15 protein-coding genes and 1 riboswitch are annotated in these 12,525 nt (G+C 50.8%); of the genes, 7 read left to right on the top strand and 8 right to left on the bottom strand.

Features of this window, described 5'->3' with window-relative positions; translation table 11 throughout:
• The first annotated feature begins 96 nt into the window (after positions 1 to 96).
• Positions 97 to 1,377, top strand: a complete 1,281-nt coding sequence (eno, locus tag HX448_RS04825; RefSeq protein ID WP_102330367.1) for a phosphopyruvate hydratase — start codon at positions 97 to 99, stop codon at positions 1,375 to 1,377.
• Positions 1,378 to 1,382: 5 nt separating this feature from the next.
• Here eno and HX448_RS04830 read toward each other — a convergent pair whose 3' ends face one another.
• The gene (locus tag HX448_RS04830) at positions 1,383 to 1,898 is read right to left on the bottom strand and encodes a nitroreductase family protein (RefSeq protein ID WP_102330366.1); all 516 of its coding nucleotides are present in this window, start codon (positions 1,896 to 1,898) and stop codon (positions 1,383 to 1,385) included.
• A 113-nt stretch (positions 1,899 to 2,011) separates the two neighbouring features.
• Between HX448_RS04830 and HX448_RS04835 the strand changes: the two genes are divergently transcribed.
• The 4 genes from HX448_RS04835 (at position 2,012) to HX448_RS04850 (ending at position 5,997) form a co-directional block, all read left to right on the top strand.
• The gene (locus HX448_RS04835) at positions 2,012 to 3,007 is read left to right on the top strand and encodes a 2-hydroxyacyl-CoA dehydratase family protein (RefSeq protein WP_102330365.1); all 996 of its coding nucleotides are present in this window, start codon (positions 2,012 to 2,014) and stop codon (positions 3,005 to 3,007) included.
• A 107-nt stretch (positions 3,008 to 3,114) separates the two neighbouring features.
• The gene (gene gap, locus HX448_RS04840; protein WP_102330364.1) at positions 3,115 to 4,128 is read left to right on the top strand and encodes a type I glyceraldehyde-3-phosphate dehydrogenase; all 1,014 of its coding nucleotides are present in this window, start codon (positions 3,115 to 3,117) and stop codon (positions 4,126 to 4,128) included.
• A gap of 97 nt (positions 4,129 to 4,225) precedes the next feature.
• Positions 4,226 to 5,305, top strand: a complete 1,080-nt coding sequence (locus tag HX448_RS04845; RefSeq protein WP_162485865.1) for a sensor histidine kinase — start codon at positions 4,226 to 4,228, stop codon at positions 5,303 to 5,305.
• Positions 5,302 to 5,997, top strand: a complete 696-nt coding sequence (locus HX448_RS04850; protein WP_102330362.1) for a response regulator transcription factor — start codon at positions 5,302 to 5,304, stop codon at positions 5,995 to 5,997. Before HX448_RS04845 ends, HX448_RS04850 begins: the two co-directional genes overlap by 4 nt.
• A gap of 4 nt (positions 5,998 to 6,001) precedes the next feature.
• Here HX448_RS04850 and HX448_RS04855 read toward each other — a convergent pair whose 3' ends face one another.
• Positions 6,002 to 6,190: a hypothetical protein gene (locus HX448_RS04855; protein ID WP_162485864.1), complete on the bottom strand. Its 189-nt coding sequence runs from the start codon at positions 6,188 to 6,190 to the stop codon at positions 6,002 to 6,004.
• Positions 6,191 to 6,310: 120 nt separating this feature from the next.
• Between HX448_RS04855 and HX448_RS04860 the strand changes: the two genes are divergently transcribed.
• A complete protein-coding gene (locus tag HX448_RS04860) occupies positions 6,311 to 6,865 on the top strand; it encodes a DUF6812 domain-containing protein (RefSeq protein ID WP_102330360.1) in 555 nt (184 codons plus the stop codon).
• A gap of 15 nt (positions 6,866 to 6,880) precedes the next feature.
• Here HX448_RS04860 and HX448_RS04865 read toward each other — a convergent pair whose 3' ends face one another.
• The 6 genes from HX448_RS04865 to thiC form a co-directional block, all read right to left on the bottom strand.
• Complete coding sequence (locus tag HX448_RS04865) at positions 6,881 to 7,231, bottom strand: DUF4870 domain-containing protein (protein ID WP_102330359.1); 351 nt, start codon at positions 7,229 to 7,231, stop codon at positions 6,881 to 6,883.
• Between the two features lie 56 nt (positions 7,232 to 7,287).
• Entirely contained in the window at positions 7,288 to 8,406 is a 1,119-nt protein-coding gene (locus HX448_RS04870; protein WP_102330358.1) for a site-2 protease family protein, read from the bottom strand.
• A gap of 26 nt (positions 8,407 to 8,432) precedes the next feature.
• Positions 8,433 to 9,248, bottom strand: coding sequence for a transcription elongation factor GreA (locus tag HX448_RS04875; RefSeq protein ID WP_102330357.1), 816 nt, complete (start codon positions 9,246 to 9,248; stop codon positions 8,433 to 8,435).
• A 95-nt stretch (positions 9,249 to 9,343) separates the two neighbouring features.
• A complete protein-coding gene (locus HX448_RS04880) occupies positions 9,344 to 9,532 on the bottom strand; it encodes a hypothetical protein (protein WP_102330356.1) in 189 nt (62 codons plus the stop codon).
• The gene (locus HX448_RS04885) at positions 9,525 to 10,307 is read right to left on the bottom strand and encodes a PrsW family intramembrane metalloprotease (RefSeq protein ID WP_162485863.1); all 783 of its coding nucleotides are present in this window, start codon (positions 10,305 to 10,307) and stop codon (positions 9,525 to 9,527) included. The genes HX448_RS04880 and HX448_RS04885 overlap by 8 nt, the downstream gene beginning before the upstream one ends.
• Positions 10,304 to 11,605, bottom strand: coding sequence for a phosphomethylpyrimidine synthase ThiC (thiC, locus tag HX448_RS04890; RefSeq protein WP_102330354.1), 1,302 nt, complete (start codon positions 11,603 to 11,605; stop codon positions 10,304 to 10,306). The genes HX448_RS04885 and thiC overlap by 4 nt, the downstream gene beginning before the upstream one ends.
• Positions 11,602 to 11,702, bottom strand: a riboswitch (TPP riboswitch). It overlaps the preceding gene by 4 nt.
• A 57-nt stretch (positions 11,703 to 11,759) precedes the next feature.
• Between thiC and rsmG the strand changes: the two genes are divergently transcribed.
• On the top strand, positions 11,760 to 12,476 hold the full coding sequence (gene rsmG, locus HX448_RS04895) for a 16S rRNA (guanine(527)-N(7))-methyltransferase RsmG (RefSeq protein ID WP_102330353.1): 717 nt from the start codon (positions 11,760 to 11,762) through the stop codon (positions 12,474 to 12,476).
• Positions 12,477 to 12,525 lie beyond the last annotated feature (49 nt).

Raw genomic sequence — 12,525 nt, forward strand, 5'->3', positions numbered from 1 at the left:
AGAATAATCCCAATGCTATAATCCGCCCGCTAACAAACTCGGAACAATTCATGCTTCATCCTCGAATTCAGTATGATAATGCGATCGGAGATACACATGCTAAAGATCACAGGTATTAAGGGTCATGAAATCCTAGACTCACGTGGCAATCCTACGGTCGCCGCCACTGTAGTCCTTTCAGATGGCACAACTGCCTGGGCGGCGGTACCCTCCGGAGCCAGCACCGGTACACACGAGGCTGTCGAACTGCGGGATAAAGACCCGAAACGCTACAACGGCAATGGTGTCCTCCAAGCCGTTAAGAATGTCGATACCAAGATCGCCACGGCGCTTATCGGGAAAGATGTAACGGCCCAAAAAGAGTTGGACGAGACGATGATCATCCTGGACGGGACAGAGAATAAGGGCCAACTAGGCGCCAATGCCATTCTTGTGGTCTCGCTCGCGGCAGCCAGGGCGGCCGCCAACTCCAAGAATGTCCCGTTATTCAGGTATCTTGATCCTGACGGCAGATACACTTTGCCAGTCCCTCTTTTGAATATCTTGAACGGCGGGCGGCACGCTACCAATTCGACCGATTTGCAGGAGTTCATGATTGCTCCTGCCGGGGCTCCGACGTTTTCTGATGCTTTACAGATGGGCTCCGAAATTTATCACGCTTTGAAAAGTTTACTTAAGAAACAGGGCTACGGAACCAATGTTGGGGATGAGGGTGGCTTCGCGCCTTCACTCAAGTCCAATGTAGAGGCCGTTGAATTTATAGTGAAAGCCATTGAAAAGGCTGGATACGTTCCGGGTAAAGATTGCTTCATCGCCCTAGACCCTGCGGCATCGGAATTGTATAAAGACGGAGTTTACGTTCTCGAACGCGAGGGCAAAACCTTTTCATCAGAAGAGTTTATCGATTTCTATGCCAAATGGGTGACCGACTACCCGGTCATCAGCATCGAGGACGGCCTGTTCGAAGATGATTGGAAAGGTTGGAAGCTGCTCAACCAAAAGCTTGGCAGCAAAGTGCAACTAGTTGGCGATGACCTTTACGTCACCAATATCAAGCGACTGGAAAAAGGCATCTGTGAAAAGTCATCTAATTCCATTTTGATCAAGCTTAATCAGATCGGCACCTTGACCGAAACGGTGGCTGCTATCGAGATGGCGCATGATAACGGATGGACGGCAATTGCCAGTCATCGTTCCGGTGAAACTGAAGATACGACCATCGCAGATTTGTCAGTAGCTCTTGCGACCGGACAAATAAAGACCGGAGCCCCGTGCCGCGGTGAACGGACCTGCAAATACAACCGGTTGCTTGCTATCGAAGCTGAATTGGGTGTCGCCGCAAAATACGCTGGGATGGCGGCTTTCAAACAAAGGTAACGGTCTTATCTGGGTTTACGATCGTGGACTACCAGATCGGATAATGGTCTCCGTGTCTTGTCCCTAGCGTAGCCTTCAGCATAACCCAAAGGTGTGAAGGCGATGGGTTCCCACTCGTCAGGGATATTAAGAATGCGTCGGGCTGCCTCAACGTCGAAAGCAGCCACCCAGCAGGTTCCCAGACCGGCGTTAGTCGCTGCCAGAATGATGTGATCCATGACGATAGCAGCGTCGATATCGGCGTAATTTTTACCGTCGCTCCTTTTCCAGGCATTTTTCGTGATGCCGCAAACACAAACCAACAAGGGAGCCTGGGTGAACCATTTGCTCGGGTAGATCTGCCGGAGTTCCAATTCGCGATCCTCGGTATGGATCACCAGAATGCGGAATGGTTGCCGGTTAGCTGCCGTTGGGGCGACAACGGCGGCTTCGAGCACTTGAGACAACACCTCATCAGGAACCGGGTCCGAGCGGTATGACCTTACGCTGTAGCGTTTTTTGATGACGTCGGTAAACTCCATATTTTCCTCTTATCGTTACTAAACAGATTATACACTGCCTAAAACCGAACACATCAATCGTGGGAACGCCTATTGATAAGACGAAAACGTTGTTATCAGATATAATTACCCGAATGAGAAAAATCGGCATAACCACCACCGTACCCGTCGAGGTCATCCTAGCCTCAGGCGCTATTCCGGTTGATCTTAACAACCTCTTTGTGAGCGATCCCGATCCGGCCTTGCTCATTGCCGCTGCTGAAAAGGCTGGATTCCCACTCAACACGTGTGCCTGGATCAAGGGAATCTACGGCGTGATCCTTAAACATGGGCTGGAAGAGGTGATCGGCGTTACCGGAGGCGATTGTTCAAACACGCTAATGTTGATGGAAGTGCTGCACAATCGTGGTATAAAAACAATACCGTTCGCTTATCCCGGAGAACCTTATCAAGGACAGATGAAAGCAGAGATCGAATTGCTTGCCGTTAAATTAGGAACTACTTTGGATTCTGCCGAATCAGTCAGGCATGACCTGCTGCCCGCAAGGGCCCTCACTTCCGAATTAGATCGGCTGACCTGGCAAGACAACAGAATCACCGGCCAAGAGAACCATTACTGGCTGGTGTCCTCGTCCGATTTCGATCAGGATATAAATCGTTTCTCGAGAGAGCTTTCAGATGTCATTACCAAGGCGTTGAAACGCGACGCTTATCCGGCTGACGAATTGCGATTGGGATTTGTTGGTGTGCCGCCGATCTACGCAGCAGAATTTTATCCTTTTATCGAACGATGTGGCGGCCGGGTGGTGTTCAATGAAATACAGAGGCAGTTTTCAATGCCCCTCAAGGTCAAAAACCTATCCGAGCAATATTGCAAGTATACCTATCCATACGATACCGCCGGAAGAGTGTCAGATATTAAATGCGCAATCAAAGAACGCAGGCTCGACGGCGTCATCCATTATGTGCAGTCATTCTGCCACCGTGGGATCGGCGACATCATTATTAGGTCTGAACTTGCCGTTCCAGTATTGACTATCGAAGGAAATGCAGATTTTAAGTTATCCCAGCACCTTAAAACAAGACTTGAAGCCTTCCTGGATGTATTGAGATTCCGGCGCCAATCCTGACAAAATAACATCGGTATTAATACCGTCTAATCATTTATTTTCGAGAGTATTTTCTGGTACGATTAAACTGGTAAAATAAGGCATCAAATTCAACAACAGGAGGCATCATGGTCACCCGCATCGGCATCAATGGATTCGGACGTATCGGCCGCCTTACCTTCAGAGCCATGAAGAAGTACCATCCAAACGAACTTGAGGTTGTCGCAATCAATGACCTGGCCGACACCCCGACCAATGCCCATTTGCTGAAACATGACACAAACTATGGTGCCTACCCCGGGACGGTCGAAGCCGGTGAGGGGTTCATTACCGTTGATGGAAGAATGGTAAAAGCCTTCTCCGAAAAAGAACCGAACAAGATCCAATGGAGAGATTACGGGGTAGACATTGTCATCGAATCGACAGGCCGGTTTTCCGACAGGGACAAAGCAGCTCTGCACCTGGGCGGCGGCGCCAAAAAGGTCATCATCTCCACTACTTCTTCGAACGCCGATCTGACCGTGGTCATGGGCGTAAACCAGAAGATGTACAAGCCAAGCCAGCACGTCGTCATTTCCAATGCCTCATGCACCACCAACTGCGTAACGCCGATGACTAAGGTGATCTTCGATAAGTTCGGCATCGAAAAGGCACTTATCAACACAGTTCACGCTTACACAAATGACCAGAGCCTCCTGGACATCTATCACAAAGACCTCCGCCGGGCGCGCGCTGCAGCATTGAACATAATTCCAACAACGACTGGGGCCGCCAAGGCCGTGGCTCAAGTCATCCCTGAACTCAAAGGACTTATTCACGGCATTTCTCTCCGGGTCCCTGTTGGGAGCGTCTCCATTGCCGATCTGACCGCTATCGTCAAAAGAAAAGTTACCGCTGAGGAGGTCAATGCCGCATTAGAAGCTGCAGCTGACGGCGAACTCAAGGGCATCATGTCTTTTTGTGAGGAAGAACTGGTCAGTTCCGATTTCAGAGGCGATCCGGCCAGTTGCATTATCGATGCCGCATCCACCATGGTCATGGATGGCAATATGGTCAAAATCCTGGGTTGGTATGATAACGAATGGGGTTACTCTACACGTCTGGGGGATCTGGCGGCATATATCGGCGCCCAAGGATTGTAAATCCGATAAGTTCAAAAAGAGAGGGGCTTGTTGCCCCTCTCTTTTTGATTATTTTCGTTGCCGTTTGAGATTTGATGTACTACAATGCCTCAGACCAATGAATGACTTTAACGCAATCAAACGTATTAAGCTCAGGTTAACCGCATCCTTTTTATTGCCGGTAACATTGTTGTTTCTTGGGCTGTTGGCGGGGTCGGTGTCGGCGGCGGTTTCTAACGGCAAAGAAAGCTCAATTCCCGGTATTCATTACCAGGCGACGGGTACCCAAACCACCTCTCCTCCGGTAGACCTGGACGTTCCCTCCAATTGGTGGATCAATATGCTGGCTGCTGCCGCCGGCGTTTTATTAGCCTATGGTGTTTACTATATTAGACTTAGAGCAATCGCCCGGCAAAAAGCAGTGCTCGAAACAGAAGTGGCAGCCAGAACCGCTGAATTAAAGCTTCTGAACGTAGAACTAGACCGTGAAATCCACCGGCGAGCTGAATTCAATCGCGCTTTGGTACACGAACTCAAAACTCCGTTGACTGCGATGCTGGCGTCGGCGGAGTTGTTCGTCGATGAGTTGAGTGGCGATCCCAGGGTAGAGCTGGCAAAAAACATCTACCGTGCAGCGCAAAACTTGGACAGGCGGACCGATGAATTGTTGGATGTGGCTCGAGGCGAAGTTGGAATGCTGACGATCTCCCCTGTCTCTGGGGATGTGCGGCAACTCTTATTGTCGATGGCAGAAAATATTAAAGCTGCCGCCGGACGGAAAAAACAAATGTTAACGGTCGAAATTACCCCGGAATTGCCACAGGTCTCCGTAGACGAAGACCGCTTGCGCCAGGTAATGTATAATTACCTCACCAACGCCGTAAAATATACCCCGGAAGGCGGGCGTATCACTCTCACCGCTCGCCAAGAGTCCGGAGAACTCATGGTCGAGGTGACTGATACAGGCCCGGGAATCAGCGAGGAAGCCCGAAAAAGGCTCTTTGAGCCCTACTACAGGGTACCCCAAAGCGGCGGAGAAAGACTTTCTGGCCTGGGACTTGGGCTTGCTTTGTCAAAGATGATCATCCAATTACACGGCGGGCGCGTGTGGGTCAAAAGCGCCCTGGGAGTAGGATCTACTTTCGGGTTCGCGTTGCCGGCGAAAGCGTGCGCCTCGGAGGGCAAGAAGATATTATGAAAGTGCTTATGATCGAGGACGATGCCCAGATCGTCGATTCGGTAGCCTGGGCTTTTCGTATGCGCTGGCCGGATGTTGAATTTTCTTCGACTGACTCAGGCGAGCGCGGTGCCGCACAGGCGAAAGAAAATCGTCCTGACCTGGTCATTCTTGACCTTGGACTCCCCGATATACCGGGATTTGAAGTCCTCAAAAACATCCGCCAATTTTCAACTATGCCGATTATCATCCTCACGGCTAGAAAAGACGAGTTCGATATCGTTAAAGCTCTCGAAGCGGGCGCGGACGATTATCTTGTTAAACCATTCCGGCAAATGGAACTGCTCTCCCGGATAAAAGCCTTGCTGAGGCGGTCAGCCTCCCCCGCTCCGGAATCAACCATATCAGTCGGCGACCTGAAGCTTTCACCAGCCACCGGCGTCCTCCATTACCAAAACAAGGAAATTCCACTGACCAGGACGGAGGAGATCATCGTTAGCAAACTGATGCAAAGCGCCGGCGGAGTGGTTACCTATTCCGCACTAGCCGAAGCTTTATGGAACGATTATTACCCCGATTGCGTCGCCGCCCTAAGAGTTTACATTCGACAGTTACGCCAAAAGATCGAAGTTGATGTAGACAATCCAAAGGTAATCCTGAACAAGCACGGTGTGGGTTATATGCTGGCGCACTCTGCCAAGGAAACCGAATGATGAATCAGGCCGGCGTTACAAAGAAAACAGGTAACGAGGTTTCGGCGGGGATACTGAGTATCTCGCTTGGCACCATAAGCCTGATCACGTTGGCGATCGGTTTGTTAACGGGTACACGACTATTGGCCATAGTGACGACAGCCCCTGCTCTGGCCGGATTGGTTTTAGCCTCGCAGCGCAGGCCAAGAGACAAAATCGTTTAATGGCATCAACTGGTGTCATAAGTTCAAGCATTGCAATGGTTACCGGTGCTACCGTTTACGGAATCGGTCACGGATTGGGATGAGTTGAACCTCGGACATGGAGAAAAACTATGGAAGAAAGTGAGTCCACGAACCTGCCCGAAGGGATTGACCCAACCAGGTTTCGCAGTATCAAAGTATTTATCTATACTACAACAGGGGTATTTTCCGGCTACACCTATTGTCAGTATCAACAACGATTATTGGATGCCCTGAATAAGGGGTTCATGACTTCCAAGCTGCAGAGCGGTTCAGATTTTTTGCCATTGTTTGACCTCGATGTTTATTCACCGGGGATCCCGGCTCGCCACATGGATACTGTCTATGTCAGGAAAAATAATGTCCTCATGGTAGGAGAGAGCGACAGCCCAGTATCTGGAACTTCGGCAAACGCTTACCCGATCCGCCGCAAAAAAACACTTCAAACCGTCATTAACCTGCCACAAGTGAGCGTCAAGGGAAATATGTACGCCGAAATGTGGGAAGAATTACAAGACTCTTTGAACAGGAGCGATCAATTCATTCCGGTGACCAATGTAGAAATCGCACCGGAACTGCCCAGCGGCATTAGCCGTTCAAGTTTTGTGGCGGTCAACAAGGACCACATAGTTTATGTCGGTAAGTGATAGCCAAACGATCAGCTAAGTCTTACCAGAAAACTGTTCAGCGATATCCCCAGCGACCGGCAGCTTGTAGTATACCCCCTGGTAAGCCTTGACCATCAACACTACCCAGAGGATAAAGAAAAAAAGCGATAGTAAGGCGTTGGCAGTCGCTGTTATAGCAGAAAACAACCATCCTCTTCCAGCTGTGTTGAACAGTGCTCCTATTAAGCTTATTCCGCCGAACGTGATGATCGATTGAATCGCATGGAATCTAACGAAACGGTTTTTTGGTTCCAGAATCAAGAAAATGATGCCGGTAACCCAGACCCCGGCATAGCATAACAACCCCGCAATGTTTTCCTTGAGACCTGTCGAAGTCTTTTCCATGCTCGTCCTCTAGCAGCCGCAATGAAGTCCGAGATCGATCAGATCCCGGAAAATAATCAGCGGGCTACCTCATGTTTTAGTTGGATGTAGTTCAAAAGATCGGATCTGGAGATCAGCCCGCGCAACTGTCCTCCCGATACGACCGGCAGTTGGTTATAGCCTTCGCTTTGCATAAGTTCAAGCGCTTTGGTCAGATCTTCCTCCGGCGCTACGATTTTAAGCGAAGTTGCTGGCGTCATTATTTGGTCTACCGTTTCCACCGGCCAGTTATCCCGGGCGGTACGCTTAATGTCAGTCATGCTGACAAGTCCTAACATTCTGCCGTTGTTCATCACCGGAAGAGCCCGCTGTTTGGATTCCAGCATGATCGAAAGAGCCTGTTCGATAGTCAGGCTTGGTGCCCCTGTCTCGATGGCCGAACCAGCGATCTCCCTTACTTTAACGCCTTTCAGAGTCTCCAGTAAAACTGATTGCTGAAGGCTTGCCGAAGCGGCAGAAGCCAAGAACCAGCCGATAAATGCCAGCCACAAACCGCTGATACCGATCACAAACGCCATGGCGATGCCGCCAAAGATGAACAGATAAGCGATGACTTGCCCGGTAGTGGCGGCAATCTTGGTGGCTTTCATAGCATCGTGGTTAATTTTCCAAATGATGCTCCGAAAAACCCTGCCGCCGTCGAGCGGGAAACCAGGGAGGAGATTGAACACGCCCAAAATCAGGTTGATTTGACCCAGGTACACCATAACCGCGTTGAAAGCCGTCTTCGATCCTGACCCGCCCGCCAAAAAGTAGATGGCGAAAAACAGGCCACCCAATATAAAACTGACCAGAGGACCGGTGAATGCCATCCGGAACTCCGCTCCAGCGCTCTCCGCTTCCCGGGTGATATTGGACGCTCCACCGAATATGAATAGTGTAATGTCTTTTACCGGTATGCCGTTGCGCCTCGCGACGATCGAATGGCCGATCTCATGGGCCAGGACCGAGGCGAACAGGGCGATGCTCGAGACGGCGCCCAATATCCAGTATTCAATCGTAGGCGAGTTGGGCAAGAGAGAAGGAAAGTAGCCAGCGGCCAAAGACCAGGTGAGAAAGGCAAAAATCAGGAGCCATGAGATGTGAATGCGGATTTCGATCCCCAGGATGCGCCCGAGTTTAAACGATGAACGCATTTCAACACCTCCGACGGATCAACAGGTCATTCTACACAGTCGATGGCATACCGGGTCAAGCAAATAGGAGCTACGACCTCAACGATTTCTCCAGATGAGCGTCCCAATACGGCTTTACCGATCGGTGAAGCCGGGGAGATCCGGCCGGTTTTAGGGTTCACTTCCCTGGTGGTAACCAGAGTATAGACTGTAATCACGCCGGTTTTAAGGTCCCGCAAGGTGACCTTCCGCCCTAATTCGACGGTGGTGCCGACCGGACACTCTTTCTGTTCACTGATCACCGCGTTCTTGAGAAGTATTTCTAATTCTTTGATCTTGCCATCAATTTTGGCCTTTTCTTCGCGGGCGGCGTGGTAGGGGGCGTTTTCTTTCAAGTCCTTATCGGCTGCTGCCCTCTTGATATCTTCGATCACCTGAAAACGCCGTTCCTTAAGTCCCGAAAGTTCATGGTGCATCTCTGCTTGTTTCTCGGGTGTTAACACCAGCCTTTCGACTTCCGGCAATTTCATTGTCGCGGCCGCCTTTAATCGCAAGGGGGGTTTTTTTGCTTTCAGATGGACACCGAAGTTAAGCTCAGTCCATCCCTTTTTGGCGGCAAAACTCAGAAACTCCCGCACAGCTTTAATTCTTTCAGCACCGTCTCCACCCGAAGGTTGACCCTCGGCGTATTCGCCGAGTTTTGGCGGAGAAAGGTTTTCAATCCTGTTCCCACCGCCGTACCAGCGCACAAAATTCATGACCCCCGGAGTCACAGCTTCGCGTTTAGCTGCGGAAAGAGTTCCCAAATACGCAACGGCGGCATCAGTTAAATTTGATGGTGGTTGAGTTTCGTTAAGGGTCATTGATACCTCTCTTCAATTAAAAGTATATACTCGACTCTACGTTGAGACAAAAATGGATATGATCTCGATCTGGATAGGCGAAGAAATAGGATCGTTCAAACATTGGCAAAAACGTAGACAATCACCAGAGCAGCTATGATCAAGTATTCAAGCGTTCTAAAGAAACCCGGCAATAATTTACGTTTGGCAAGCTCGCGGAAACCGGCACCCGCCAGGCCGGCGACTGCCAGCGCGAACGCCAAAAAGAAATGGTACTGAATGATGATACTGGCAGCGTCAAGCACCGTTGTTCTCCCGTTCCGCTTTTTCGAACTGGAGGAACAGAACGCTCATTGTGAAAATGCTGATAAGCATGAGTAAGCCGGCGGTGGCGATGTCCGGAATATCCAACTGGTTGGCGGCATCCCAAATACCGTGAAGCACGGCCGCTAAAACGAAGATCCCGATCATTTGAGCGGCGTTAAGTTTGCCGTTGGCTTTCTGCATCCAGATGAAAACACAGATAAGCGCAGTCCATGCTGGATGGCCAAATGGAGTGAAAAAACCGCGGGTGAGCATGGTGTAACCGACATTTCCGCCATCGGCGAGCACGATAAGACCTTTGCCGATGGTTTCGAGCACCGCAAAACCCATCCCGGAAGCCGCACCGATCAAAATGCCGTCTGAGAGTTTCTTGAAGCGCCATTGATAGAAAAGTATTAGCGGGAAAACAATCTTGGCAGATTCCTCGATGATCCCGACCGAGAGATCTCCCCCAAGGGTCTTGGTAATTCGGAAGCTATATTCCAGAAAACCGGCGATGATCAAGCCGATGGCGCCGCCGACCATGAAAACATTAGCCAGATCCCTGGCTGAAACGCCCCCTCGGTAATCCAGACGGTTGAACAAAAACACCATGACCGGAATGGGAACGGTGCAGGTTCCAACGAGAATAAGCACTGCCGCCGAAATCCGATTGTCGGTCTGATTCCAAACCAAGTAAGCGGCCAGGGAAATTGCCAGGAACAGTAAAAACAGCTTCTTGGGATTTCGGAACAGGCTTTTAACGGCGTTGATCACGAGCACGGTCCGATGGTCGTGCCGAGATATTTGGACGCCAACTCCATGGCACAGAATTCACCGCACATGGTGCAGGCTGAACCAGCGGTGTGGTGAGCCCCATGACGCCGTTTGGATAACTCAGGGTCTATGGAAAGTTCAGCCTGGGCTTCCCAATCGAGGTCCTTGCGGGCGCGCGCCATCTTCAGGTCCCATTCGGAGGATCCTTTGATACCTTTTGCAATGTCAGCGGAGTGAGCGGCGATACGAGAGGCAATTACTCCTTGCTTGACGTCCTCTGCATCTGGAAGTGACAGGTGTTCCGCGGGCGTCACATAGCAAAGAAAATCTGCGCCATACATCGCGGCCAAGGCTCCGCCGATGGCGGAAGTGATATGGTCGTACCCCGGTGCGATATCGGTAACCAGCGGGCCTAAAACATAGAACGGGGCATTACGGCACACCGATTTCTGCAACTCAATGTTGGTCTGAATGCGGTTCAGAGGTACATGCCCCGGCCCCTCTACCATCACCTGCACACCCCCGGCTCGTGCCCGGTCGACAAGTTCTCCTAAGGTCAGTAGTTCTTCGACCTGGGCGCGGTCGGTAGCGTCGGCCAGGCAGCCGGGTCGCAGTCCATCACCGAGACTAAGGGTGACATCGTATTCGGCGGCGATTTCCAGCAGCCGATCATATTCTTCATAAAGAGGGTTTTCCCGCCCATGGTAAGCCATCCAACCGGCAAGCAGCGCACCCCCGCGTGATACTATATCGGTTATCCTGCCCTGCTCCTTCAAACGGGCTATCACACTGCGGGTTACGCCGCAGTGGACGGTAACGAAATCAACTCCTTCACGGGCGTGATTCTCGATTGCACGAAATAAATCATCGGAAGTCAGTTCGACGATGGAGCCGCTAGTCATCCTGGCCGTAGCTCCGGCATCGTAAATAGGAACTGTCCCTAGGGCAACAAAACATTTCTGAAGAATCGCTTGCCTGATCGCAACCAGATCGCCGCCGGTGGAAAGGTCCATGACTGCATCGGCGCCAAACTCTTGAGCTACTCTGAGTTTTACCAACTCGTTTTCAAGATCAACGCAGTCCGAAGAAGTGCCGATATTAGCGTTCACCTTGGTACGCAACCCCCGGCCGATGCCGCTCGGCTTCAGGTTCTGATGGTTGATATTCGCCGGAATAACAATATATCCATCGGCAAGGCCTTCACGGATGATCTCCGGTGAAACATTTTCGGCGGAGGCTACCGAAAGCATCTGTGGAGTAATGATACCCTTTCGGGCTAGTTGCAGTTGTGTTGTCATGAGTGATACCGCTTTCCTACGCTCGCATTATCGAGTTCAGGTGCCAGGGTTGTCCTGAAGAAGGACTCTCAGCAGGCTCGCACCCCTAGCGGTCTGGTTCATCTAGCATAACATAATCTCCAATTGCAGGACAAAAATTGCTATAATCCTGGAAATGATTTTACCCATTTTGAATCATGGCGCAAGGGAACTAGGTATCGAGCTTTCGGACCACCAGTTCGACCAGTTTGAGAAGTATTATCATCTTTTGTTTGAATGGAATAAGAAGTTCAACCTAACGGCAGTTACCGATTATTCAGAAGTGCAGCGAGTTCACTTCTTGGACTCGCTGAGTTTAATCCGGGCGGGAATTGTTCCCGATGGTTTAAGAATTATAGATGTCGGCGCGGGAGCCGGGTTCCCCGGTCTCCCGCTCAAAATAGCCTTTCCCCAACTTAAACTCACCCTTCTTGAGGCAACCGGGAAAAAGGCGGTCTTTCTTTCAGAAACTGTCGCCGCGCTGGATTTAGATGGAGTCACCGTTTTGAACGCGCGGGCTGAAGACGCCGCGCGCCAACCCGAACATCGAGAACAATACGAACTTGTAGTATCTCGAGCCGTTGCATCTCTCGACACACTTGGTGAACTATGTTTATCATTCTGCCGCGTCGGCGGAACTTTCATCGCCTATAAGAAAGGTGACATCGGAAACGAAGTTGATGGAGCCCTTAAAGCAATCGAAACGCTCGGCGGGCGCTTGCGCTTCATCCAGGATATTGCTCTAACCGACCTACCGGACTCCCGGAAGCTGGTGGTTATCGATAAGATCCGTCATACTTCGCCGGAATATCCCAGGCGTAGCGGGTTACCAGCTAAAAAGCCTATCAGCTAACGTTTGCCCGTTCGAACGGCGAATAGTAGAATATTGTTGAATCCTGCCT

Source organism: Dehalogenimonas etheniformans, from assembly GCF_014672715.2.
Lineage (GTDB): Bacteria > Chloroflexota > Dehalococcoidia > Dehalococcoidales > Dehalococcoidaceae > Dehalogenimonas > Dehalogenimonas etheniformans.